Annotated in this window: 25 protein-coding genes; 9 read left to right on the forward strand and 16 right to left on the reverse strand. The window is 64.1% G+C overall.

Going from position 1 to position 24,739, the window contains the following annotated elements:
- The first annotated feature begins 29 nt into the window (after positions 1-29).
- Positions 30-959, forward strand: a complete 930-nt coding sequence (gene bla / locus CH305_RS10285) for a class A beta-lactamase (protein WP_094703590.1) — start codon at positions 30-32, stop codon at positions 957-959.
- A gap of 1 nt (position 960) precedes the next feature.
- On the opposite strand, the gene CH305_RS10290 is transcribed toward bla, so the two are convergent.
- The 6 genes from CH305_RS10290 to CH305_RS10315 form a co-directional block, all read right to left on the reverse strand.
- The gene (locus CH305_RS10290) at positions 961-1,413 is read right to left on the reverse strand and encodes a MarR family winged helix-turn-helix transcriptional regulator (protein WP_094703591.1); all 453 of its coding nucleotides are present in this window, start codon (positions 1,411-1,413) and stop codon (positions 961-963) included.
- Positions 1,414-1,492: 79 nt separating this feature from the next.
- Positions 1,493-2,302, reverse strand: a complete 810-nt coding sequence (locus tag CH305_RS10295; RefSeq protein ID WP_094703592.1) for a CoA ester lyase — start codon at positions 2,300-2,302, stop codon at positions 1,493-1,495.
- Positions 2,299-2,781, reverse strand: coding sequence for a MaoC/PaaZ C-terminal domain-containing protein (locus CH305_RS10300; protein ID WP_032405088.1), 483 nt, complete (start codon positions 2,779-2,781; stop codon positions 2,299-2,301). The genes CH305_RS10295 and CH305_RS10300 overlap by 4 nt, the downstream gene beginning before the upstream one ends.
- Complete coding sequence (locus CH305_RS10305) at positions 2,778-3,944, reverse strand: acyl-CoA dehydrogenase family protein (RefSeq protein WP_094703593.1); 1,167 nt, start codon at positions 3,942-3,944, stop codon at positions 2,778-2,780. Before CH305_RS10305 ends, CH305_RS10300 begins: the two co-directional genes overlap by 4 nt.
- Positions 3,941-5,935, reverse strand: coding sequence for an acetyl/propionyl/methylcrotonyl-CoA carboxylase subunit alpha (locus CH305_RS10310; protein ID WP_094703638.1), 1,995 nt, complete (start codon positions 5,933-5,935; stop codon positions 3,941-3,943). The genes CH305_RS10305 and CH305_RS10310 overlap by 4 nt, the downstream gene beginning before the upstream one ends.
- A 5-nt stretch (positions 5,936-5,940) precedes the next feature.
- Positions 5,941-7,518 (reverse strand): carboxyl transferase domain-containing protein, encoded by a 1,578-nt coding sequence (locus CH305_RS10315; RefSeq protein WP_094703594.1) that lies wholly within the window; start codon positions 7,516-7,518, stop codon positions 5,941-5,943.
- A 90-nt stretch (positions 7,519-7,608) separates the two neighbouring features.
- Here CH305_RS10315 and CH305_RS10320 point away from each other — a divergent pair, with 90 nt between their 5' ends.
- The 4 genes from CH305_RS10320 (at position 7,609) to CH305_RS10335 (ending at position 11,229) form a co-directional block, all read left to right on the forward strand.
- Positions 7,609-8,226 carry a TetR/AcrR family transcriptional regulator gene (locus CH305_RS10320; protein WP_094703595.1) on the forward strand — a complete coding sequence of 206 codons (618 nt, stop codon included), beginning with the start codon at positions 7,609-7,611 and terminating at the stop codon, positions 8,224-8,226.
- A 126-nt stretch (positions 8,227-8,352) separates the two neighbouring features.
- On the forward strand, positions 8,353-8,901 hold the full coding sequence (locus CH305_RS10325; RefSeq protein WP_094609158.1) for a dihydrofolate reductase family protein: 549 nt from the start codon (positions 8,353-8,355) through the stop codon (positions 8,899-8,901).
- 43 nt (positions 8,902-8,944) lie between these two features.
- On the forward strand, positions 8,945-10,072 hold the full coding sequence (locus CH305_RS10330; protein WP_094703639.1) for a HoxN/HupN/NixA family nickel/cobalt transporter: 1,128 nt from the start codon (positions 8,945-8,947) through the stop codon (positions 10,070-10,072).
- A 53-nt stretch (positions 10,073-10,125) separates the two neighbouring features.
- On the forward strand, positions 10,126-11,229 hold the full coding sequence (locus CH305_RS10335) for a lipase family protein (RefSeq protein WP_094703640.1): 1,104 nt from the start codon (positions 10,126-10,128) through the stop codon (positions 11,227-11,229).
- On the opposite strand, the gene CH305_RS10340 is transcribed toward CH305_RS10335, so the two are convergent.
- From CH305_RS10340 to CH305_RS10355, 4 genes are read right to left on the reverse strand one after another with little or no spacing between them, the layout of a single operon-like run.
- Positions 11,226-12,041: an SDR family oxidoreductase gene (locus tag CH305_RS10340; RefSeq protein ID WP_037153044.1), complete on the reverse strand. Its 816-nt coding sequence runs from the start codon at positions 12,039-12,041 to the stop codon at positions 11,226-11,228. The two genes, CH305_RS10335 and CH305_RS10340, sit on opposite strands and share 4 nt — an antisense overlap.
- Positions 12,038-13,651, reverse strand: coding sequence for a bifunctional 3-(3-hydroxy-phenyl)propionate/3-hydroxycinnamic acid hydroxylase (locus CH305_RS10345; RefSeq protein WP_094703596.1), 1,614 nt, complete (start codon positions 13,649-13,651; stop codon positions 12,038-12,040). The genes CH305_RS10340 and CH305_RS10345 overlap by 4 nt, the downstream gene beginning before the upstream one ends.
- Entirely contained in the window at positions 13,648-14,583 is a 936-nt protein-coding gene (locus CH305_RS10350; RefSeq protein WP_032377676.1) for a fumarylacetoacetate hydrolase family protein, read from the reverse strand. Before CH305_RS10350 ends, CH305_RS10345 begins: the two co-directional genes overlap by 4 nt.
- Positions 14,580-15,713 carry a VOC family protein gene (locus CH305_RS10355; RefSeq protein WP_094703597.1) on the reverse strand — a complete coding sequence of 378 codons (1,134 nt, stop codon included), beginning with the start codon at positions 15,711-15,713 and terminating at the stop codon, positions 14,580-14,582. The genes CH305_RS10350 and CH305_RS10355 overlap by 4 nt, the downstream gene beginning before the upstream one ends.
- 124 nt (positions 15,714-15,837) lie before the next feature.
- Here CH305_RS10355 and CH305_RS10360 point away from each other — a divergent pair, with 124 nt between their 5' ends.
- Positions 15,838-16,491 (forward strand): TetR/AcrR family transcriptional regulator, encoded by a 654-nt coding sequence (locus CH305_RS10360; protein WP_094703598.1) that lies wholly within the window; start codon positions 15,838-15,840, stop codon positions 16,489-16,491.
- Here the strand turns inward: CH305_RS10360 and CH305_RS10365 are convergent.
- Positions 16,488-16,976 (reverse strand): MarR family winged helix-turn-helix transcriptional regulator, encoded by a 489-nt coding sequence (locus CH305_RS10365; RefSeq protein ID WP_094703599.1) that lies wholly within the window; start codon positions 16,974-16,976, stop codon positions 16,488-16,490. The genes CH305_RS10360 and CH305_RS10365 overlap by 4 nt on opposite strands.
- 56 nt (positions 16,977-17,032) lie before the next feature.
- Between CH305_RS10365 and CH305_RS10370 the strand changes: the two genes are divergently transcribed.
- A complete protein-coding gene (locus CH305_RS10370; protein ID WP_094703641.1) occupies positions 17,033-18,085 on the forward strand; it encodes an NAD(P)/FAD-dependent oxidoreductase in 1,053 nt (350 codons plus the stop codon).
- A 4-nt stretch (positions 18,086-18,089) separates the two neighbouring features.
- Positions 18,090-18,926, forward strand: a complete 837-nt coding sequence (locus tag CH305_RS10375; protein ID WP_094703600.1) for a VC0807 family protein — start codon at positions 18,090-18,092, stop codon at positions 18,924-18,926.
- On the opposite strand, the gene CH305_RS10380 is transcribed toward CH305_RS10375, so the two are convergent.
- The 4 genes from CH305_RS10380 to CH305_RS10395 are packed head-to-tail and all read right to left on the reverse strand — an operon-like array spanning position 18,914 to position 23,357.
- The gene (locus CH305_RS10380; RefSeq protein WP_094703601.1) at positions 18,914-19,747 is read right to left on the reverse strand and encodes an SDR family NAD(P)-dependent oxidoreductase; all 834 of its coding nucleotides are present in this window, start codon (positions 19,745-19,747) and stop codon (positions 18,914-18,916) included. The genes CH305_RS10375 and CH305_RS10380 overlap by 13 nt on opposite strands.
- Entirely contained in the window at positions 19,744-21,279 is a 1,536-nt protein-coding gene (locus CH305_RS10385; RefSeq protein WP_094703602.1) for an NAD(P)/FAD-dependent oxidoreductase, read from the reverse strand. Before CH305_RS10385 ends, CH305_RS10380 begins: the two co-directional genes overlap by 4 nt.
- 12 nt (positions 21,280-21,291) lie before the next feature.
- Complete coding sequence (locus CH305_RS10390) at positions 21,292-22,431, reverse strand: PDR/VanB family oxidoreductase (RefSeq protein WP_179278253.1); 1,140 nt, start codon at positions 22,429-22,431, stop codon at positions 21,292-21,294.
- Between the two features lie 11 nt (positions 22,432-22,442).
- Positions 22,443-23,357: a metal-dependent hydrolase gene (locus CH305_RS10395; protein WP_094703604.1), complete on the reverse strand. Its 915-nt coding sequence runs from the start codon at positions 23,355-23,357 to the stop codon at positions 22,443-22,445.
- A 102-nt stretch (positions 23,358-23,459) separates the two neighbouring features.
- Here CH305_RS10395 and CH305_RS10400 point away from each other — a divergent pair, with 102 nt between their 5' ends.
- The gene (locus CH305_RS10400; protein WP_094703605.1) at positions 23,460-24,032 is read left to right on the forward strand and encodes a TetR/AcrR family transcriptional regulator; all 573 of its coding nucleotides are present in this window, start codon (positions 23,460-23,462) and stop codon (positions 24,030-24,032) included.
- 12 nt (positions 24,033-24,044) lie between these two features.
- Here CH305_RS10400 and CH305_RS10405 read toward each other — a convergent pair whose 3' ends face one another.
- The gene (locus CH305_RS10405) at positions 24,045-24,656 is read right to left on the reverse strand and encodes a TetR/AcrR family transcriptional regulator (protein WP_094703606.1); all 612 of its coding nucleotides are present in this window, start codon (positions 24,654-24,656) and stop codon (positions 24,045-24,047) included.
- Positions 24,657-24,739 lie beyond the last annotated feature (83 nt).

The following is a 24,739-nucleotide window of genomic DNA, read 5'->3' on the forward strand; positions in this document are numbered from 1 at the left end:
GAGGCGAGAGGGTGTGATCGCATGAGCCCATGCGTACTTCGACATCCACCCGACTGATCACCGTGATCGCAGCTGCGGCGCTGACTGCCGGAGTTGCCTGTTCCTCGACGGCCACCACCGAACCGCCGCAGACGGCCGCGAGCACCGCCCAGTCCACCACCGAACAAGCCTCGGCCGAACAGAACTATCTCGAACTCGAGGCCAGGGACACTGCACGGCTCGGCGTCAATGTGCTCGATCTCGCGACCGGTTCCACTCAGAGTTACCGCGGCGACGAACGTTTCGCGTTCTGCTCCACCTTCAAGGTGTATGCCGTCGGTGCCGTACTTGCCGCCGTCGATGCAGGCAAGTTACAGCTCACCGACACCAGAACGATCACCGCCGAGGACAAGGTGCCCGAATCGGCGGTCGATTGGGCCCCAGGCTCGGTAGTCACCATCGCAGACTTGGCAGCGGCCGCACTGACCAAGAGCGACAACACATCCGGCAACCTACTGATTCGCGAGGCGGGCGGCACCGCGGCACTCACCGACTTCGCACGAGCACTCGGTGACACCGAATTTCGCCTCGATCGCGCCGAGCCGGAATTGAACACGGCAATTCCGGGTGATCCACGGGACACAACGACACCCAACTCGCTGGCCGCCGGCTACCGATCCCTGCTCGACGGCGATGTTCTGACCGAGGCCTCGCGCAAGCAGCTGCTCGAGTGGATGGGCGATACCGAGACGTCCACCGCCCGCTTCCGGGCGGGCATTGCGCCGCAATGGACTTCGGCCGACAAGACCGGCACCGGTAGCTACGGCGTATCGAACGATGCCGGACTGCTCTTCGGACCGGACGGGCAGAGGATCCTGCTGGTCGTGCTCAGCGCGACGACGTCGGGGGTGGAAGATTCGCCGGCGATGAACCCCTTGGTAGCCGACGCGACCAGAGCAGCCGTGGAACAGGTGGAGTGAATCAACCCTCGGCACCTCGAACGGCGTCGACCAACGGGACGAGATCCGGCTCGTCGGATGCTTCGTCGAGAGCCTCACGCAACGCCGCATCGTTGGTCGGCCGCGCTGCCTCGAGCAGGGCCAGGCCTTCTTCGCTGACGTCGGTGTAGATACCGCGGCGATCGGTGGGGCACAGGTACCGCGTGAGCAGCCCCCGATCCTCGAGCCGAGTGACCAGGCGGGTCGTCGCGCTCTGGCTCAGCACGACGGCGTCGGCCACCTGCTTCATCTGGAGGTGACCGCCGACCCCGTCGTGCTGCCTGCCCAGGACGTCGAGCAACCAGTACTCGCGCGCGCTGAGATTGTGGTTGGTCTGCAGCGCTCGCTCGATGCGGCTTTCGATACGTCCGTGCAGGACGGCAAGCGCAAGCCAATTCTGCGCAAGGGCAGTCAGGGCGGGGTCGTGTGCGCTCATTGGTCGTGCCTCTCGGTACCTGTACTCGTGACCACCCACCATACCGCGCCGACAATTAACGGCGTCTGCAATTACCCTTCTACGAGGTTCGACGCGCGATGATGCGTCGAGCATGCGCCAGAACGGGTGCGTCGACCATCCGACCGCGGAAGGTGAAGACGCCGCGGTTGTGTGCCACAGCGTCGAGCACGGCGGTGGCCCACTCGATCGCCTCGGGGGTCGGCGCGTAGGCGTCGCGAATGACCGGGATGTGGCTCGGATGAATGGCCACCTTGCCGTCGAAGCCGACGGCCACGGCGTCGTCGGCCTCCACACGCACCCCGTCGAGATCGGGGATGTCGAGGAACACCGAATCGAGCGCGAACACCCCGCGTGCCTTCGCGGCCAGTAGCGTCTGCGACCGAACATGCTGTGCCACATCGCGGTACGAGCCGTCGCCGTGCCTACTCGAATTGCCGCCCATGGCGGCCACCAGATCCTCGGCACCCCACATGGCACCGATGGCGTTGTCGGCCGCGAGTGCGTCGAACACCGTCATCGCGCCGAGCGGAGACTCGATCAACGCGACGACGTTCAACGGAGCCAGAGCGACAATCTGTTCGGCAGATTCGCATTTGGGCAGCATGACGGTTGTGTAATCGGCGTGCTTCAACGCCTGAAGATCTGCGGCCTGATCGTCGGTGCCGTGCGCATTGATGCGGACGATGGTGCGCGACGGGTCCAGAGCGGTCGACACCACGGACTCGCGAGCCCCGGCCTTGTCCGCGGCACCGACAGCATCTTCGAGATCGAGGATCACCACATCTGCTCGGGCTGCGGCTTTTTCGTATCGCTCGGGTCGGTCTGCCGGGCAGAACAGCCACGCCGGACCGGGCGGTAACCAACTCATACGGCATCCTCGGGGCGCATCCGAACAAGCGTCTTTCGAACCGCGATGGCGACGACGTCCCCGTGCTGATTTCTACCGGTGTGGGTGAACGTCACGATGCCTTCGCCGGGGCGAGACTTCGACTCGCGCTTGTCCGAGATCACCGTCTCCGCGTACAGCGTGTCGCCGTGGAACAGCGGCTTGGGAAAGGACACTTCAGAGAAACCCAGGTTCGCGACGATGGTGCCTTGAGTCAACTGCGTCACCGACAACCCGACGAGCGTCGAGACCGTGAACATCGAGTTCACCAGGCGCTGGCCGAAAGGTGTTGTCTCGCTGTAGGCGGCGTCGAGGTGCAGGGCCTGAGTGTTCATCGTCTGCGTGGTGAACAGCGTGTTGTCGGCCTCGGTGATGGTCCGTCCCGGGCGGTGTTCGTAGACGGTGCCCAGTTCCATCTCCTCGAACCACAGGCCGCGTTGCCGAATGCGCTTGTCGCTCACAGTCCCAGGCTCCGGGCGATCAGCATCAGTTGGACCTCGGTTGTACCCTCGCCGATTTCGAGGATCTTGCTGTCGCGGTAATGACGGGCGACGACGTACTCGTTCATGAAACCGTAGCCGCCGTGGATCTGCGTGGCATCGCGCGCGTTGTCCATTGCGGCCTCGGAGGCGACGAGCTTGGCGATGGACGCTGCCTTCTTGAACGGCTTGCCCGCCAACATCAATGCCGCTGCGTCGTAGTAGGCAGTGCGAGCAGTGTGTGCACGGGCCTCCATGCGGGCGATCTTGAACGAGATCGCCTGATTGCGGGCGATCGGAGCACCGAAGGCCTCACGCTCCTTGGCGTACTTGACGCTCTCGTCGACGCAGCCTTGCGCGGCTCCGACCGATACCGCAGCGATCGCGATCCGGCCCTCGTCGAGGATGTGCAGGAAGTTCGCGTACCCGCGGCCCTCCTGGCCCAGCAGGTTCTCCTGGGGTACGCGGACATCGGTGAAACTGAGTGGGTGTGTGTCGGAGGCGTTCCAGCCGACCTTGTTGTAGGCCGGTTCGGCGACGAAGCCGGGGGTGTCGGTGGGAACGAGGATCGAGGAGATCTGCTTGCGTCCGGTTGCCTCGTCGACGCCGGTCACCGCGGTGACGGTGACGAGCTCGGTGATGTCGGTACCGGAGTTGGTGATGAATTGCTTGCTGCCGTTGATGATCCAGTCACCGCCGTCACGCTTGGCGGTGGTCTTGGTGCCGCCCGCGTCACTACCCGCACCGGGCTCGGTCAGACCGAACGCGGCCAGGGCTTTACCCGCTGTGAGCTTGGGCAGCCACTGCTCCTTCTGTGCATCGTTGCCGAAGCGGTAGACGGGCATGGCACCGAGCGAGACGCCGGCTTCGAGCGTCATCGCGACGCTCTGATCTACCTTGCCGAGCTCCTCGAGCGCCAGGCACAGGGCGAAGTAGTCGCCGCCCATGCCGCCGTATTCCTCGGGGAACGGCAGACCGAACAGGCCCATCTCGGCCATCCCGGCGACGACCTCGTACGGAAACGAGTGCTCGGCATCGTGTTTCGCCGAGACCGGCGCGACGACCGTCCGGGTGAAGTCGGCAACGGACTTCACCAGTTGCTGGTACTCGTCGGGCAGATTCGACGAAGACAGATGGTTGGTCATGGCTGGTCCTGTTCGGTGTCGGTGGGAACGATTCGGGCGAGGATTTGGTCTACGCGGACCTGATCCCCCACTGCAACGGTGAGTTCGACGGTGCCGTCGATCGGTGTGGTCAAGGTGTGTTCCATCTTCATCGCCTCGACGACGGCGATGGCCGAGCCTGCGGTGACGGCGCTGCCGGTGGTGGTTCCGATCGCGATGATCGAACCCGGCATCGGTGAGAGGATCTCGGCGTCCCCGGAGTGCGCTTCGTTCTCGCGCACACTGGGCTCGGCGATCCGATCGACACGCCAGGTACCCCGAGAGTTGGAAACCCAGGTGGCCGAGCCGCTTCGGGCGAACGTCATCGTCTCGCGTCGATCGCCTCGCACTACATCCACGGAATCGTTGGTGATTTCGGCTCGCAGGGTGCGAGGCATTCCGTCGTCGACGACGACCGTCGCCGCATCGAGGGTCCCGGTGATGGACACGTGGGCAGTGCGCCCTCCCGATGCCAGACGGCAGTGGAACGGCGCGTGCGCTCCCACACGCCATCCCGACGGCGTACCCCAGATGTCGTGGCCTGCCGCCTGCCACACATCGAGCCAGGCAATGGCTGCCGCGGCGATCAGTGCCTCGTCGGTTGCCTCGGCGGCGACGAAATCCTCGACCCGGCGGTCGAGCAGTCCGGTGTCGAGGTTGCCGGTTCGGACGTCGTTGTCGGCGAGCAGGAATCGCGCGAACTCGATGTTGGTGACAACTCCGAGCACGGCAGTGTCGGCGAGCGCCCGATCCAAGGTACGCAGCGCCGTGCTGCGGTCTGGGCCGTAGGCAATGATCTTCGAGAGCATCGGGTCGTAATTGCTACCCACCTCGGTTCCGACGGCGAGGCCGGAGTCGACGCGAATGCCGGGACCGGTGGGTTCACGCAATCCGACGACGGTGCCGCCGGTGGGGAGGAATCCGCGGCCGGGATCCTCCGCGTAGACGCGGGCCTCGATGGCGTGGCCGGTCAGCTGAATGTCGTTCTGGCTCAGAGTGAGCGCTTCACCGGCGGCTACCCGGACCTGCCATTCGACGAGGTCGAGTCCGGTGACCATCTCGGTGACCGGGTGCTCGACCTGCAGGCGGGTGTTCATCTCCATGAAGAAGAACTCGTCCGGGCTGTCCGCCGAGACGATGAATTCGACCGTGCCGGCGCCCGAATAGTCGACGCTTCGGGCAGTGTTGCACGCGGCCTCGCCGATGCGCGCCCGGGTCTGTTCGTCGAGCAGCGGTGACGGTGCTTCCTCGATGACCTTCTGATGCCGCCGCTGCAGACTGCATTCGCGCTCGCCGAGATGGATGACGTTGCCGTGTCCGTCGGCGAGGATCTGCACCTCGATATGCCGGGGCCGCAACACGAATCGTTCGAGGAACAGAGTGTCGTCACCGAAGGACGAGGCCGCTTCCCGGCGAGCGCTGGTCAATGCCGCGGGGAGGTCCTCGGCGCGCTCGACCAGACGCATGCCCTTGCCGCCGCCGCCTGCGGACGGTTTGACCAGTACGGGGAAGCCGACGTCGGGTGCGCCGGCGATGAGGTCGTCGTCGGACAGGCCCGGTCGGGAAATTCCGGGTACGACCGGGACGCCGAAGGCGCTGACGGCGGCCTTGGCGGCGATCTTGTCGCCCATCACTTCGATGGCCTTGGCCGGAGGTCCGAGGAAGGCGATTCCCGCTGCGGCACAAGCGGTTGCGAACTCCGAGTTCTCGGACAGGAAGCCGTATCCGGGATGAATTCCCTGTGCGCCGGTGGCTTTCGCGGCGGCGATCACCTTGGCGATGTCGAGGTAGCTCTCGCGAGCGCTGGCGGGGCCGAGTCGTACTGCGGTATCGGCTTCGCGGACGTGCCGGGCGTCGGCGTCCGCGTCGCTGTAGACGGCGACGGTGCGAATACCCATGCGACGCAACGTGCGTGCCACTCGGACGGCGATCTCGCCTCGGTTGGCGATCAGAATGGTGTCTATCGTGGTCATGTCTCTCACATCCTGAAAACGCCGTAGGAGACCGGCTCGAGCGGCGCATTCGCGCACGCCGAGAGAGCCAGTCCGAGAACCTGCCTGGTATCGGCGGGGTCGATGATGCCGTCGTCCCAGAGCCGGGCCGTCGAGTAGTAGGGGTTGCCCTGACTTTCGTACTGATCCCGGATCGGAGCTTTGAACGCTTCCTGGTCTTCGTCGCCCCACGGCTTGCCCGCTGCATCGAGCTGGTCGCTGCGCACGGTGGCGAGCACCGATGCGGCCTGTTCACCGCCCATTACCGAGATGCGGGCGTTGGGCCACATGAACAGGAAGCGGGGCGAATATGCTCTGCCGCACATGGAGTAGTTGCCCGCACCGTACGAGCCGCCGATGACGACGGTGATCTTCGGGACGCGGGCGCAGGCCACGGCCGTCACCATCTTCGCGCCGTGTTTTGCGATGCCGCCTGCCTCGTAGTCGCGGCCGACCATGAAGCCGGTGATGTTCTGCAGGAAGACGAGCGGGATGCTGCGCTTGTCGCACAGTTCGATGAAATGTGCGCCCTTCATGGCAGATTCGGCGAACAGGACACCGTTGTTGGCGATGATTCCGACGGGATGGCCGTGGAGGTGGGCGAATCCGGTGACGAGTGTCTTGCCGTATTCGGCCTTGAACTCGTCGAATTCGCCTGCGTCGACCACTCGGGTGATCACCTCGCGCACGTCGTACGGGGTGCGAGGATCGGTGGGCACGACGTCGTAGATCTCGCTCTGATCGGCAACGGGCTCGCGGGTGGTGACGACGTCCCATGGCCGCGTGGTGCGCGGTCCGAGAGTGGAGACGATGCGGCGCACTCGTCGCAGTGCGTCTCGATCGTCGTCGGCCAGATGGTCGGTGACGCCGGAGACCTTCGAGTGCAGATCACCACCGCCGAGTTCTTCGGCCGTGACGACCTCGCCGGTCGCGGCCTTCACCAATGGCGGGCCGCCGAGGAAGATCGTGCCCTGGTTCCTGACGATGATCGCTTCGTCGCTCATCGCAGGCACGTAGGCACCGCCCGCGGTGCAGGAGCCCATGACGGCAGCGATCTGCGCAATTCCTTTGGCGCTCATGGTCGCTTGGTTGAAGAAGATGCGGCCGAAGTGGTCGCGGTCGGGAAACACCTCGTCCTGACGCGGCAGGAATGCGCCGCCCGAGTCGACGAGGTAGATGCACGGGAGGGTGTTCTGCAACGCGATTTCCTGAGCGCGCAGATGCTTCTTGACCGTCATCGGGTAGTAGGTGCCGCCCTTGACCGTCGCGTCGTTGGCGATGATCACGCACTCGCGTCCGGAGACGCGGCCGATGCCGGCGATCACACCGGCACCGGGGCATTCGTCGTCGTACAAACCGTTGGCGGCCAGTGGGGCGATTTCCAGGAACGGGCTACCCGGATCCAGCAGCTCGTCGACGCGGTCGCGGGGGAGCAGCTTGCCGCGGGCGATGTGTCGCTGCCGGGACTTCTCGTTGCCGCCCAGGGCCGCGGCGGCGAGCCGGTCGGCGAGTTCGCTGGTGAGAAGCTCGTGATCTGCGCGGTTGGCAGCGGTATCGATCGCCATGAGGTGCACGCCTTAGGGGTCGGACGTCGGTGTCGCAGGAGTTCAGTTAATGGTTGATAACTGACATGATAGTAAACTACGATTAACTGAGTGTCCAGGGTCGAGGGGGTGCAGGAGTTGGAAAAGCCGACTACCGTGCGCGAGCAACGCAAGGCCGAGCGCCGGCAGCAATTGCTCGACGCCGCGGCATCGCTGTTCGCCGATCGCGGGTTCACCTCCGTGCGGCTAGAGGATCTGGGTGCGGCAGTCGGAATAAGCGGTCCCGCCGTTTATCGCCACTTTCCGAACAAGGAGGCGGTGCTCGTCGAATTGATGGTCGGAATCTCGGAGTATCTGCTCGACGGCGGCCGCGAGGTGGTCGGCCGAGAGGTCGTCGACTCGGGGACAGTGTCGGCCTTGGTGGAGTTTCACCTCGATTTCGCTTTCGAGACACCGGCATTCATTCGCATCCAGGATCGCGACCTGCAAAGCCTCCCCGAGGGAGCTCGACGCAAGGTGCGCCGAATGCAGCGCGAGTACGTGGAACTGTGGGTCGAGGTGCTGTGTGCCGTCGACCCGGAGTTGAACGAGGCCGATGCGCGCACCACAGCGCACGCGGTCTTCGGCCTGATCAACTCGACGCCCTACAGCGCGGGGCGTACTCCGTCACGAAGTGCTCGGCCGGTGTTGCAAACAATGGCACTGGGGGCTCTGGGGGTACGGCACTGACCTGAGTGTCAACAATTCACCTCACCGATCGCGATCCCGCCTACGGAACGAAATAGTGGGCGCTGAGGTCACCTGCGACGCTCGATACCGCAGTCCGGTTACCTCGCGAGGTGATAGAACTCGAAGATGCGCACCTTGGTCATCACGCAGAACATCACCGTTGACGGCGTCATCGAAGCCACCGACGACTGGTTCGCCCAGGCAGGTCACGATGCGGAGATCGATGCTGCGTTGGCCGCTCAGCGCGATATGTCGGACGGGTTCCTGGTAGGTCGAGTGACCTTCGAGGGTATGCGTGACTATTGGGGACCGAAGACCGACGACACCACGGGGGTCACCGATCACCTGAACAGGGTTGCCAAGTACGTCGTGTCCTCGACACTGAAAGACCCTGGTTGGGTGAATTCGACCGTGTTGTCGGGGCCGTTGACTGAGGAGATCACGCGACTGAAGGAACTGGACGGTTCCGATATCGTGTGTACCGGAAGTATCACCCTGTGTCGCAGCCTGATTGCGGCAGACCTCGTCGATGAGTACCGGCTGTTCCAGTACCCCTACGCGCGTGGTCATGGCGAACGATTGTTCGACGGAACTCCGCCACAGACTCTGAACCTCGTGGAATGCCGATCGTTCGCATCCGGCGCGTCTCTGATGCGGTACAGCGTCCGTCGATGAAGTCGAGTCGGCATACCGGCGTCGATCGGAGACAATGATCGACATGACGACCCAACTATCGCGCGCCGAGCTCGGCAGACGGCAGAGTCGATTCACTCTCGACGAGGTTCCTCGGCTGCTGGCGATGGCCGGCTTCATTGCCGCGTTGCATGTGATCGGGTGGGGGCTGTTCACCCATTACGACTCCATTCCGAGTATTCACGGCCTGACCGGAGCCGACGGCACCCTCGTCTACGCCGGAGCCGGCGTGCTGGCGTACACCCTCGGTCTCAGGCACGCGTTCGACGCCGATCACATCGCCGCCATCGACGACACCACCCGCTTTCTCTTGCAGAAGGGCAAGCGGCCGTTGGCCGTCGGGCTGTTCTTCTCGCTCGGTCACTCGACCGTCGTGTTCGTGTTCGTCGCCGCTATTGCCTTCGTCGCCGCGCAGGCGACGGCATTCCAGGATGCCTTCGCCGGGGTCGGCGGCATCATCGGCACGTTGGTGTCCGGAACGTTCCTCTATCTCATCGCCGCGCTGAACATCGCGGTCCTCGCCGGCATCGTCGGGGTGTGGCGGCGCGCGAAACGCGGTGAGTTCACCGAGGCCGGGCTCGACGAGCTGCTGGCCAAGCGCGGCTTGATGAATCGACTGTTCCGGGGCCGCTACGACAAGATGATCAACCACTCGTGGCAGATGTACCCGCTCGGCCTGTTGTTCGGGCTCGGTTTCGATACCGCCACTCAGGTCGGTCTGCTCGCCATCGCCGGCACGACCGCTATCGCAGGCGGACTCCCACCGATGGCGATCATCGCGCTGCCGGTCCTGTTCGCCGCGGGCATGACCACGATGGACACGATCGACGGCATTTTCATGTCCAAGGCATACGGCTGGGCGTTCGTCACCCCGGTACGCAAGATCTACTACAACATGACGATGACGGGCCTCTCGGTCTTCGTAGCCCTGGTGATCGGGACGGTGCAGCTGCTGACCCTGCTTGCCGAGCAGTTCGAGCTGACCGGTGGCCTGTGGGACGCACTGGCCGTCATCGATCTGAATCTGGCCGGCCAACTCGTCGTCGGCACGTTCTTCGTTGTCTGGATCGGCGCGGTCGTGTATTACAAGGTGGCGCGCATCGACGAACGCGGTGGCGTTCTCGCACACTCGAATGCAATGGAGAATCAGTGATTGCTCGTCGTCGGATCGGTGTCCTCGCAGTCGTCGCAGCGCTCGCCGCCAGCATGGCGAGTTCGACACTGCTCGCGGCCCCGGCCTCCGCAGCACCGGCGATCACGCAGGACATCGGCGACGTCGTCTCCAGTCGTGAGCTGCCACAGGACTTCTGGATTCCCGGTTCGTCCTCGGCCGAAGTGCTCACCTACGTCACCACCGACACGTTCGGCGAGAAGGCGCTCAGCACCGGCACCGTCTTCCTGCCGCAGGGCACTGCCCCGGACGGCGGTTGGCCGGTGATCTCGTGGGCCCACGGCACGTCCGGACTCGGTGACTCGTGCGCACCGTCCGTCGCGGGACCGGCTCTGGTCGAACGTGATCTGCCGTATCTGGGGAACTGGCTCGCGCAGGGCTACGCCATCGTCGCCAGTGACTACGCCGGACTCGGAACACCCGGTTTGCCCACGTATCTCGACGGTAGGACCACGGCACACAACGTCGTGGACATGGTCAAGGCCGGCCGCAATTACAGCGAAGACCTCTCGCGATCCTGGGTGGCCGTCGGCCAATCGCAGGGCGGTGGAGCCGCCATCTACACCGCGCGGTACGCAACCGAATTCGGTGGACCGGATCTGGACTATCGCGGGGCAGTCGGCACCGGAACCCCCGCGTACATCGAGAAGTTGGTCTCGATCGGTGGACCGGGCGTTCCGCCCGTGGAGCTACCGGCCGGCCTGACTGCGTACGTCGCCTACATCGGCGCTTCGTTGCGCTACGCGCACCCCGAGCTCGGGCTGGACAACATCTTGACCCCCCTCGGAAAGAAGTACGCAGACCTGGCCGAGACGGCGTGTGTGTCGGACCTCGAGGAGCAACTCGACGGCGTGAAGATCGGCGATTTCTTCACCGCGCCGCTGACCAGCCTGCCCAATTTCACGGCCGTGCTCGACGACTACATGGCGATGCCCGAAGCCGGGTTCGACAAGCCCTTCTTCATGGGAAACGGGCTGCAGGACATCGACGTTCCGTTCCCGACCACTGCCGCCTACGTCGCCCGTCTCACGGCCGCCGGTCAGCCTGTGACGTTCCGGGCCTACAACACCGACCACAGTGGAGCCCTCGTTCAGTCCCAGGCCGACACCATCCCGTTCGTCGCAGGACTGTTCCGCTAGGTGACCGGGCGCTTGCTGGGCAGACCGTACGCCCGAGCCGTGAACTTTTCGAGCACGGTGCGCGGCAGCAATCGTTGGGCGAGAAACACTGCAGGAGCATTGCTACCGACGGCGTAGATCGGCAGAGTCTTCTTGTCCTCGACGGCTCGCAACACCGTCTTGGCGACGGTCTCGGCCGAGATGCCCTGTGCCTCTTTGGCGTCGAGCTTTGCGATCACGGTGGTGAAATCGCGTAGATACGGCGAATGCGGTCCGCAGTACTTGGTGCGACGCGCCGAGAGCCCGGTGGCAATCGAGCCGGGTTCGACTGTGGTGATGTCGACTCCGAACGGCTCGAGCTCGAACCGCGCCGCGGTGGCGAACCCCTTGATTGCAGCCTTCGTCGCGGCGTACGAGGAACGGTAGGCCAGGGGGAAACTCGCCAGCATCGACCCGACGTTGATGATTCGTCCGCGTCCACGCTCGCGCATCGCCGGCAATACAGCCTGGGTCAGCTCGATCGCGCCGAAGACGTTGAGCTGGAACAGCCGGGTGATCGCCTCGATGGGGAGTTCTTCGATCGGTCCGCACTGACTTTCACCGGCATTGTTGATCAGCACATCGATCGGGGTGTCGCCGATTCCGTCCACGAACGCGCGAATCGATGCCGGATCCGTCAGATCGAGATCGCGGTAGTCGACGCCTGGGATCGGGTCGGACACCTTCGAGCTGTTGCGGCTCGTCCCGATGACGCGAAAGCCGCGAGCGATGAGAAGTTCGGCGATCGCCTCGCCGATTCCGGAGGTCGCTCCGGTGACAATTGCAGTATTCATCTACGCCTCTTGGTTGCTGTGCGCGTGGAACTAATTGTGTGAACAGGTTTCGCCGCGTTGGGCGAGGGGCGATCTTCGGTGCACAGTGTGGTGCTCGGCACCACTGTGTGCAGGGACGGCACCGACTTGCCGGCCGACATCACCGTCCGGTCCGGACGAACGATCGCTGCAACAGCGCGACCGCGCCGCAGCCACAAGCCGAGATCGGACGAGGCCGCTACTTCCACCACTGCGGCACCGCGCCGCTGGACCTCGCGTCGCTGCTCCACGGTCAGGGGTGTCGACGCGAGAAACAGGAACTGCCCAGGTGCGCGATCATCGAGTCGCATCCCATTGTCCAACAGGCTGTTCGGGCAGAGTTGTCCGGCGAGTGAGCGAGGCTGCATCGGCGATCGCAGAACGTACTGCGACCCGACGAGGGAGGGCGTAGTGCTCGCGGTGACCTTGTCGCCGATGACCGGAAGATGTCCGAGGACGGGCGCGATGTTGGTTCGCATGATGCCGGTGAGCTTGCTCCCGCCGGTCATGGCCCGCCCTATCATCACGGCCAGCCTGATCATGGCCTTGGCGTGCGTCTTTCGTTCGGTCTCGTAGCTGTCCAACGCGGACTGGGGCACGTGTCCGTCGAGTGCGCCGACCAACTTCCACACCAGGTTGCGGGCGTCGCGCAATCCTGCTCCCATTCCCTGACCGATGAACGGCGGCGTCAGATGCGCGGCGTCGCCCAGGACGAAGACCCGGCGATCACGCCACCGATCGGCAATCTGTGCCTTGAAGGTGTACTCGGCACTGCGAATCAGCTTCATCTCAGGGATCTCCGCCGCAACGAACCACGGTGCGATCAGTGGGTGTACTGCCGAGAGATCGGTGAACTCGTCGAGGGTTTCGCCCTCGAGCATCTGGAACTCCCAGCGGTAGCGCGTGGTTCCGATACGCATGTACGTCGCCGATCTCTCGGAATCGCACACCTGATGCACACCGTCCCACTGGTCGAGGTCGACATCGGTCTCGATATCGACGACCAGCCAGCGCTGCTCGAAACCGAGATCCTCCATTTTCGAGCCGATGGACCTGCGCACCACACTGTTGGCACCGTCGCACCCGAGAACGTAGTCGGCGGTCACCCAGTGCGGCGTTCCGTCCTCGGTGGACGTGTACGAGACCCGGACACTGTCTTTCAGATTCTGTACATCGGTGATCTCGCATCCTCCGCGCATCGCAATGCCGTCGTAGCGAGCAATGTGAGAACGCATCAGACGCTCGAGTTCGGGTTGATCGAACATGTTGGCCTGCGGATAGCCGTGCGGTCTGTCGTCGGGATCGCGCTCGAACTCGGCCAGGGTCCGCAGGTCCTTGGTGCACAGTCGTAGCCCGCGCGCCGGACGTGAGATGGCGGCGAAATCCTGTGCCACACCGATGTCGTGGAGAATTCGGTACACCTCGTCGTCGAGGTGGACCGCGCGCGGCTGGGGATAGACATCTGCCCAGCGGTCGAGGACGAGAGTGGGTACGCCGTACCGGGCCAGCTGGAGCGCGGCGGTCATCCCCGTCGGCCCAGCGCCGACGATCACCACCCGGTGGTGCGCGCCGTCGGGCTCGTGTTCGCTCATCGGTAGGAGACCCGGGTGCGCTGAACCCCCAGATCCAGGGCTCCGTCGGGAGTCGAGCTCGTCAGTTCGAGCACGTCGCCGTCCTGCAGGAAGTCGGGATTCTTGGCCTGCTTCTTGAAGAAGACCTTCCACTTGACCGACGGCGGAATCAGAGCACCGATCATCTCGATCGGCTTGGCGGGAGCCTTGAGGGCGGTACCGCCGGGTGTGCCGGTGAGCAGAAGGTCGCCGGGATCGATGCGCTGGAACTTGCTCAGCGCCTTCAGTGATTCGACCGGCCGGAAGATCATGTCTGCGACCGTACTGTCCTGTCGGACAGTGCCGTTCACTCGGAGCGTCATGGCCAGCTCGCCGAATCGATCGAACTCGCCCTGCTCCAGCAGTACCAATCGTGGGCCTACAGGAGTGAAGGTGGGGTACGACTTGCCCTCGTAGAACTGCGTTTTCGGCAGCTGCACGTCACGCGCCGAGACGTCGTTGGTGAGTACGAGTCCCGCCACGTACTCGGCCACATTGGTGGCATCGATCTTGGTGCCGACGGTCAGAGTCTTGCCGAACACCAGACCGATCTCGATCTCGTAGTCGAGAAGTTTCACGTGCGGCGGCTTGACGACGTCGTCGGTGGGGCCGCTGATCGAACCCGAGGTCTTCCGGAAGAACGTCAGCGGCACCGTCTCGGGGTTCATGCCCGAATCCTTGACGTGCGAGACGAAATTGGTCATGTTCGCCATCACGCGGCACGGTGCGGTGACCGGCGAGAGCAGCGACAGTGTCTCCACCGCAACAACATCGGTGCCGGCACGCGCTGCGTCCACGGCCGCGCGATCGGCGAGAAGCTCGGCAGTGGTGGTTGCCGAAGTGTCGATGCGCGACGCTCCGTTCGGGGTCTCGACCCACCAGGCGTCGGCGGTGCGTAGTACAGCGATGCTCATGAGGAAGCCACTTTCATCAGGCCGCGAAGGCGTTCGGTGTCGAATTCGTTGTTGTTGCGTAGCGAGGAGAGGATCGATTTCAGTTCGTGCAGAGACGCTTTGCTCGGCGCGATTCCGAGAAAGTCCTTGGATGCCGGTGGGCCCCACTGTGCGAGGCCCGACGCCGTCATCGGTGCCCAGCCGGGTTCGAGCGAACTGTCGAACATGTCGCCGTCGCTGAAATGCTCCACCAGGAAACCGTCGGGATCACGCCAGTAGTCGAAGATCTGGCTGCCCTGGATGTGTCTGCCGATACCCCAGGAATGCTTGTACCCACGCTCGGTGAGGAATTCGCCACCGGCGGCGATGGCATCGATGTCGGTCACCTGATACGCCGAGTGCACGTACCGATTCGACGGACCGAGAGTCATGGCGAGCGTGTGATGATCGGACGGGATGCTGCCGCGATCGCAGCGGATGAAGCTCATCACCGGGCCTCGATCGCGTTGGCCGTCGTAGTAGAGGAAATCGCTGACGATCAGTCCCAGGTGATGCAGGTACCAGTTCAGGTTCTCCAGGTAGTCCACTCGCTGCAGCACCACATGCCCGAGTCGTTGTACTCGTGCGGGCTGATGCGGTGGGCGCTGAGTGGCGTTCACCCGGTTGCGGGGATCGCCGAAGTTGTAGGTGTGTGTGTCCTGGCCCGGAAGCTCCGGGTGTTCGGTGTATCCCGAGACCACCTGAACGGGCTGACCGCCCGGATCGGTCAGAGTGACGGCGATACCGCCGAGGGTGTCGGGCAGTCGGTGTACGCGCTGCCCGGTGGCCTCGGCGAGTCGGACGACGTCGGCATCCTCGGCGGCGGCGAACGCTGCACCGACGAATCGCGTTCGCTTACCGCGTCGGATGATCACGCACGGTGAGCCGATGTGGGTGCCACGAAGGTGAATCTCCTCGGACGTCCGCAGTGAGACGGAGAATCCGAACGCCACGGCGAACGCCTCGGCCTTGGCCAGATCTGGTTTGCGGAACTCGAGCCAGGCGATATCGCGCACCTTGATGATCGGGTCGGTGGCTTTCCCTGGGTGTTCGCCTGATAGCGCGCCCTGATCCACATGCATGTTCTTGTGGCCGTCGACGTCGTGTCCCATCAGCCCTCCCTCGTTGTTGACACTATCGTCACCTATGACTACTGAGTCAGTCAAGAGAATTGACAAATTCGTCAGCGGTGAGGAAGGGTCAGGGGGTAGGCCAGCGCAGACAGAGGTAGGGAACATGGTGGAGACCCAGAATCGCCTCGAGCGGCGGAAGGCGCGCACCCGTGGCGCGCTGATTGCGGCGGCGCAAGGCTTCATCGCTCGGGGCGAGCTGAATGCTCCGATTGCGGAAATCACCCAGGCAGCCGACGTGGGGATGGGTTCCTTCTACAACCACTTCGTCAGCCGCGAGCAGCTGTTCCAGTCGGCGGTCGACGGTGCATTGGAACAGCTGGGCCGCTACCTGGACTCGCTGACCGACGCCGACGCAGATCCCTCCGAAGCATTCACTCGATCGTTCCGTATTGCCGGCCGACTCTTTCGGCTGCAACCGGAACTGAGCCGGGTGCTCATCCACTCCGGTCCGGAGTTGATCACCTCGCAGCACGGTTTGGGTCCACGCGCAGCGAGAGACATCGTGGCCGGAATCGGTGCGGGATATTTTCGGATAGAAGACATGCAGCTGGCGCTGGCACTGGTGGCAGGCGCTCTACTCGGTCTGGGCCAGTTATTGCTCGAGCAACCCGATCGTGACGACGCCGAGGCCGTGGACCGGATGGCGTACACCGTGTTGCTCGCGCTGGGAGTGTCCGACGGCGATGCCCAGGACCTGTGCTCGCGGCCGCTGCCGCCGATGAGTGACGTTCCCAGCGTGGGGGACGAACTGGACTAGGCCTCGTGGTCGGTGGGGTGTTCCTGTAGCCGACGGGTGTTGGCTACGAGAACGTCGGTTGTGCGGCGCTGGAAGTCTGCTATCACCGCCAACTCCTCGGCCGAATAGGCCGACATCAGCTCGTGCATGTCGGCTCCGAGTGGACCGAATATCGACGCTGTGCGGCGGTCCATCTCGTCGTTCGTGGTGAGCTGTACAACGACCCTTCGGCGATCGTGCTCGTCCCGCGTGCGCTCTGCGAAGCCGGCTTTGACGAGGCGATCGATCAAACCTGTGACGGCACCGCTCGTCAGCCCGGTGTGGTCGGCAATCTCCCCGGCCGTTACCGGTCCGAGCCTCTTGAGCACGTCCATGCACTTTCGCTCCACCGGGCTCAGGCCCATTGCTCTGCCCACGACCTCGTGAAACACGACTACCGACGTGATGAACTCCCGGCCGAGTAGTTCGCCCGGTGTCGACCTCGTTTCCGCTTCCTGTTGCGACATGCCCCGAGCATAGCTTACGGTCTAAGTATCTTAGTTACCAAGAGAAAGGGTCAACGATGAGGGCAGCGGTGGTGGGTGCAGGACTCGGAGGCCTGGTCGCGGCGCACGGTCTGAGGTCGATCGGGGTGGACGTCGAGGTTTTCGAGGCCAGGCAGGAGTACGACTCGAGTGGGCTGGGCTATCGAATCAATGTCTCGGTGGCCGGAGACCGTGCGCTCCGCGGGTGCCTTTCACCCGAGAACTTCGCCGAGTATCGAGCCACCGTGCATAGGCAGCCGACTGCGTTGGTGGACATCTACTCACCGAGCCTGGAACTGATCCTGCGTCGCGAAGTTCCCGGAGCTCCCGGTGCCATCGATCGCGGCACGTTGCTGACGCTGTTGTCGACAACGCTGGACGCTCCGATTCATTGGACTTCGCCCGTCGGCTCGGTCGACGACCTCGCGGGATTCGATCTGGTCGTGGCCGCGGACGGTGTGGGCTCGGCGTTGCGTCGCGAATTATTGCCCGGACACGATCCGCAGCCATTGGGAATCACTGCGCTGTACGGGCGTAGCCGTCTTACCGACAGCAACCGTTCCTGGATCGGCAAGACCGTACTCGACAGCAGGTTCACCGGGGTCACCGACGGTGCCACGACCTTGGCACTCGGGGCCTACGACGTGCCGAGCGCGGTCAGCGAGCCGTACATGATGTGGGTGCTTCTCGGTCCGGTGGACGAACTGCCGACCCGCGCGCAGTGTCCCGCTGAGTTGGTGGACTTCGCCCGAGAACGATTGTCCACCTGGGACCCCCGGGCAACGACGGTTCTGCACGACGCCATTGTCGACGACACCATCCGCATCGACCTGCGCGCGATGGAGAGGGTGCCGGAGCTGACGTTCGACTCTGTTGCGCCCGTCGCTTTTCTCGGCGACGCCATCCATGCGATGTCCCCCGCCGGTGGCGAGGGAGCCAACACCGCGTTCATCGATGCACACGATCTTCGGAACCGTATTGCCGCCGCCGGCGACGTGCAGTCCGCTCTCGCCGCCTATGGCGAATCGATGAGAAACCGTGCGAAGCAAACGCTTACGCGGTCCAAGAACTACTCGCGAACTGGAGCCTGACATCATGTCGAACAGCATCAAGACTCGGATTCTGGCATCGTCCATTGCCAACATTGCCATCGATCTGTTGCTCCCGACGGTCGCCTTCCTGTTGCTGTCGCACGTCGGAATGTCGGCGACGGTGGCGCTGTCCATCGGCGGTGCAGTCGCCGGCGGCAAGGCGCTGGGTGGACGCATCGACAGTGGCGAATTCCTTTGGTCTCAAGCGCTATTCGGGGCGACATTGCCGAGCGTCGCGATACTCGCGGCAGTCGCGCTGGGTGCGTCGGACGTCATCGCAGCGGTTGTCGGCGCAGTGACGCTCGCCGTGCTGTTCGTCGGCGATCTCGTCACACGTCGACGTAGCAGAACGGGTATGGATGGGATATCGATTCTCGTCCTCGCCGAGATTGCTGCCAGCGTTGCTCTGGTAGCAATCAGCGACGATCCACGATTCATCCTCGTCCGCCCGGCGTTCTACGCACTAGTGGCTGCAGTAGTCGCGTTGACCAGCGTACCGACCAGCCGTCCGTTCATGATGGAGGCCAGCAGGCCCATGGCCGTTGCTGGTGATCCCGACCGCGCGCGAGCATTCGACCTCTCCTGGCACGCGTCGGCACAGTTCCGCTCGATTCAGCGGGTGATGACGGCCGGGTTCGGTGCCGTGCTCCTGGCCGAGGCCATTCTGCGCATCGTCCTCGTCTACCGTGCCCCCGCCGACGCTATCGCCGAAACTTCGCTCACATCGCAGATCCCGGCGGTCATCCTCTTCGTCGCCTACTTCGCCGCAGTACGCCTGCTTGCCGTGCCCCGCGCCAGCAAGATCGTCGACGCCCAACTCCGTCAACTTCAGAGTGCCTGAACATCTTCCAGATCGCGAATGATCTGCGCGATCGCGCGGTCGTGGACGAGTCGACGTTCCAGAATCGGGTTGAGTATTCCGCGGAACCAGAAGTACGGCGTCCACACAGCAGGGGCTATCAGTCGTGCCCGACGGGTGCGGACCGCGCGGACGAGCAACTCTGCGGCCCGCCGAGACGGCAGACGTCGGCTGAGCGGCCATGGGAGAAATCCACCGATTCGCTGACCGATCGGGTCGTCGTCGAGGGTGTGACGCGCCAGGTCGGTGTCCACCACTCCGAAGTACGCAAGACCGGCCGATGCGCCGACGGCAGCGAATTCGATACGCAGAGCGCGTCCCAACTGTTCCACGGCAGCCTTGCTCACCATGTACGCAGACCCGCCCATGCCGGGAGTGAATGCAGCACAGGACGATACGAGCAGTATGTGGCCGCCGCTCGCCACGATCTCGTCGGCAGCGGCGCGCACGATGTTGAGGACGCCGCCGAAGTTCACTGCCATCACCGAGTCGAAGACGGCGCGGTCGATCGACCGAATCGTGGCGGGCGGCGGCGTGATTCCGGCATTGGCGATCACGATGTCGAGGCGGCCGAACGTGTCGATCGTTGCCGCGACGCAGTCCACCATCGCTGCCGGATCGGTGACGTCACCGACGAGGTGAAGTGTCCTGCCGGAACCGGTCGTCCCGGGTGGAAAGTCTCGATCCACCACCGCCACTCGGACTCCCGCGGACAGTAGTGACGCCACGGTCGCAGCTCCGATGCCGCGTGCCCCACCCGTCACCAACGCGACCTTGCCGGTGAGGTTCATGGACTTGTTCATACGAGGTCCTTCGTCGTCACGAGCGTCGGATCCACACCGGCCGCCGCACTCCGACAGTGATAATGGTCGAGCTCGATGGTGGACATGCGTCGAGTGAAGTTGCGGACCGAACCCGGCCAATAGGTGACGTTTCGGCCCGAGGGGCTCAGGTAGTAGCTGCTGCATCCGCCCGAGTTCCACACCGACCCTGCCAGTAGTTCATCGGTGTGATCGGCGAACTCGGTCTGCGCGCGCCTGCTCACTTCGAGCGCCGAGATCGCGTGGGAGTCCATGGCGCGCAGGGCCGCCAGGATGTAGTTCACCTGTGCTTCGATGGTGACGACCTGCGAGGTGTACACCACCGAATTGGGGCCGAGCAGCATGAAGAAGTTCGGAAAACCGTGCACCGTGGTCCCTCGATACGACGACATCTCGCCGCCCGGCCACGTGTCCGCCAGCGACGTTCCGCCTCGCCCGACGATGCGTCGAAAGCCCGAGTGGCCGGCGACGGTGAAGCCGGTTCCGAGAACGATCGCATCCACCTCGTGCACCGTTCCGTCGGTCGTGACGATTCCCTCGGGCACGATTGCGTCGATGCCTGTGGTCTCGACGGTGACGTTCTTCCGGCACAGAGCCGGGTAGAACTTGTTGGAGAAGGTCGGCCGTTTGCAACCGAATGCATAGGAGGGCGTGAGCTTCTCGCGAAGAATCGGATCCTTCACCTGACGCCGCAGGTGCGCGCGCCCGAGTGCGGTCAGTGGGGCCAGCAGAGAACGGTGCCGAATCAATCCCGGCACCAACGCTTCCTGGAACAGATCGAACATGCGACGCATGGCGCGCTGAGCCGGTGGGAACTTCTCGAATACGGATTTGGCGGAGTCGGAGATGGGCCGGTCGGGGTGCGGAAGAATCCACGTCGGTGTCCGCTGGAACAACGTGAGATGCCCGGCCTCGGGGGCCAGACGAGGGACGAACTGCACCGCCGAAGCACCGGTGCCGATGACGGCGAGGCGTCGACCCTTCACGCAATAGTCGTGGTCCCAGTTCGCGGAGTGGAACACCGAGCCCGAGAACGAATCCAGCCCTGCGATAGCGGGAGTGGCCGGTTCACTGAACGGGCCGAGGGCTCCGATCAGGATCCGAGAAGTCCATGTCCCGCCGCTCGTGCGAACCACCCACTGCGCTCGCTCGTCGTCCCACGTCGCGTCGAGTACCTCGTGTCCGAAGCGGATTCGATTCCGGATTCCGAACCGGTCGGTGCAGTCGTCGAGGTACTGCTCGATCTCGGGCTGCAGCGGATACAAGCGCGTCCAGTTGGGATTGGGCGCGAACGAGAACGAATACAGCGCCGATGGAATGTCGCATTGGGCACCGGGATAGGTGTTGACATGCCAGGTTCCACCGACGGCGGTATCACGCTCGAAGATCAAGAAGTCGCTGCGGCCTTCCTGCTCGAGCCTGATCGCGGCCCCGAGACCTCCGAAGCCCGCGCCGACGATAGCGATGTCGATGTGCGGCACGGCCGTGTCGGCAGTGGAATATGTTGCAGTCATGGGGGTCTCCTTCTACAGATCGAGGACGAGAACTTCGCCGTCGACCGCGCCACGTGAGACGCACAGGGTGAGTGAATTCTCGCGCTCGGTGGTGCTCAGCACGCGGTCGCGGTGCTCGACGCGGCCGCCGACGAGCCCCACGACGCAGGCCCCGCAGAAGCCCTGGCGGCACGAGAACGGTTGATCCGGCCGAATTTTTCGGAGCGCGTCGAGAGCAGTCTCCTGCGCACCGACCTCGATGGTGTCGCCGGAGCCGTCGAGCTTCAGTACGAATGGGGTGCCGTCGACCACCGGTGCAGGCGCGAACAATTCGGTGTGGAATTCCCGAACCGCGGTGCTGCCGGCGGCCTCCGCGCGCAATCTGCGCGAGAGAGCCGCGGGTCCGCAGACGTACAGGGCCGAGGATCCCGTTCCGAGATCGACGATGTCCGCAGGAATGGGAAGTCCCTCGACGTCATCGGTTCTGACGATCACGTGACCATGTGAGGCGAGCGCCATCTGTTGCAGTTCGGCGACGAACGGCAGACTCGCACGCGATCTTCCGTGGTAGTAGAGCGTCCACCGTGTGCCCTCGGCGACTGCGCGTTCGATCATGGACCGGATGGGGGTGATGCCGATGCCGGCGGCCACGAAGAGGTAGTGCTCGGCGGCTGCCATAGGAAAAGCGTTGCGGGGTCCGCGAACTCGCAGAACATCGCCGCGGGAGAGGGTGTGGATCTCTGCGGAGGCCGTGCCGCCGGGTATCTTGCGGACGCTGATGCGGTAGCGATCACCTGCGCTGGGATGTCCGGCGAGCGAGTACTGCCGCACCGAACCGGACGGGGTGGTGACGTCGATGTGTGCACCGGGCAACCAGGTCGGCAATGCAGCACCGTCGCTGCGACGGAGCAACAGTGAGCGCACGTCCTCGGCCTCGTCGACGATCTCGTCGATGGTGGTCTCGAATTCGTAGCCGACGCATCGCCGCGGTCGGGCCGGGGACAGGGCGGTCACGAGGGACGAGTCGGTGACCAACTTGGCGTAGAAACGGGACGCGGCACCGACGGCCCGCAGTCCGAGGCCGGGTGCGGTCACGGTGACCTCGCCCAGATGGCTGTGCACCGGAGGCGCTGTAGTCGTCACTGCTGTAGTCGTCACTGCTGTAGTCGTCACTGCTGTAGTCGTCACTGCTGGGCAGCCAGTGCAGCGGGTGACTGTGCGAGGTATCGCACGGCCTTGTCGATGTCGCCCATCTTCGATGGGTGAAAACCCGGTCGGATGTACAGGGCGAGTTGGACGAACAGGAACGACAGGCCCGGGATGAGTTGCTTGCGAGACGCTCGCGCGAAGGCGAAAGGCCACGGGGCGCGGAGTCGGCGTTTCCCGGTGCGCGGGGTGGCGACCGAATTCTTGTACAGGTACGCGGCGGTGCTGAACCACAACACCGCCAACCCCGCGCTGGCTATCACTGCGGTGCGGGCGCGGCGAAATCCACCACCGTCGACGTACTGGAATGCGTCGAATGCCACGTTGCGGTGTTCGAGTTCCTCGGCACCGTGCCAGCGGAGCAGGTCCAGCATCGTGGGGTCGACGCCGATGCGGTCGAATTCGGTGTTGTCCAAGAGCCATTCACCTACCACGGCGGTGAAGTGCTCTGCCGCTGCGTAGATTCCGAGCCTCTCGTTGAGCCATGCCTTGGCTGCCCGGCCGGTGAGGCCGTGGTCGCCGAACACCACGCCCACCGCGAATCGAATCCGCTGCAGGATCGGTTCGATGTCGACTCCGTGGGCAACGAGGTAGGTGCGGAAGCCTTCGTGGGAGGACGCGTGAGTGGCCTCCTGCCCGACGAATCCCACCACTTCCTCGTGCAGTCTGCGGTCGTCGATGTAGGGAAGCGCGAGGGCGAACACGTCGGCCATCGCCCGTTCTCCTTCGGGCAGAACCAGATGCATCACGTTCCAGAAGTGCGTGGCGTACCACTCGTGCGGAATGTATTGCAGCGGAACGCCGGTCCAGTCGAACGTCACCGCACGGGCCACGATCGCGTAGGACTCGTCCGTGTGGCGCGCGTTCGGGTCGATTGCTCTGTCGCGAGACATTCGAGCTCCATTCGTCGAGATGCTGATGCGGTGATGCTACATAGCAACAAACACTGTTGCAATGTTACATTCAGTGACCCAGGGTGACGTTAGGATCGGACGATGCATCCAGACGGTGACGACGGGCCGATCCTCGATGCCGCGTTGGAGTTGTTCGGCGAGGTCGGCATTCCCAGAACGACCATCGGCGACGTGGCCAAGCGCGCCAAGATCAACCGGGTGACGGTCTATCGCCGCATCGGCTCCAAGGATGAGCTGGTCCGGGCGGTCATGGCGCGTGAATCGACGAGGCTGTTCGTCGCGGTGGCGGCAGCGGCCGCCGAACAGTCGTCGCGTGCGGATCGAGCCGCGCACGGATTCGCGACGACGATCGATTCGGTGCGAACCAACCCCGTTCTGCTCAAGATGTTCGATTCCGAGAGTGCGTTGGTGCTCGAACAGTTGACGACCAATGCGTCGACATTGCTCGCGTCCGCGATAGACGCTGCCGCGCAGATCGCCCGGGGAGAGGTGGACTCGGACAGTTTCGCAGTACCTGATGCCCCCGAAATCGTGGTTCGCGTTGTGCATTCGATTCTGTTGACGCCTGCTGCCGGCGCTGCCCTCGAGACGTACGACGACTTGCTCGCCTTCGCGCACCGCAGCATCGTGCCGCTTCTTGTAGGTGCTGGCTAGCGAGCTCCGGCCTCAGGCTTGCGGCACGTACGAGTCGAGCACGCGCAGCAGTACATCCTTCAGTTCGGCCCGATTGCCACCCGGTGTGGGCCTGGCGATCTCGTGCAGGGTGTAGCCGTCGATCAAGGCCAGGAAATGCCGAGCCGGTAGATGTGGTTCTTTGATGCCGAACGCCCCGAGCGCCGCCTCGGCCGCCTCTTCGATCATCCGCATGATTCGGTGCACCGAATCCGCCAGCTCGGGCCGTCTGCGCACGGCGAGGTATGCCTCGAACTGGACGAGGGAGTCGTCGTCCTCGGGGGAGGAGAGCAGCGAGACCAGGTCCATGATCGCGTCGGCGAGATCGTCGCGCGTGAGGCCGCCGGTATGCGCCACCTCGAGGAGCGCGGTGACCTTCGTCGTCACGTTCTCGGCAATTCGAGTGATCGCGGCATCGATCAGCTCACCGACCGAGCCGAAGAAATAGCTGGTGGTCGACGGCGGAAAGCCGGCGGAGTCGGCCACGGACCGAAACGAGACGCGTTCGAGTCCGCGGGTGCCGATCACGCCGATGGCCGCGTCGACGAGGGCGTCGCGGCGCTCCTGGCCACGCGCGTATCGAGTCTTACGGCGCTCTTCGGTCATCGATACAACGTAGCCGGGGTGCCGTCATCTACCCCCATCGCACTGCTCTCCAGCAGGCGCTTTTCGTCAATCCTGGCCTAGTG

The organism is Rhodococcus sp. 15-649-2-2, from assembly GCF_002258645.1.
Classification (GTDB): domain Bacteria; phylum Actinomycetota; class Actinomycetes; order Mycobacteriales; family Mycobacteriaceae; genus Rhodococcoides.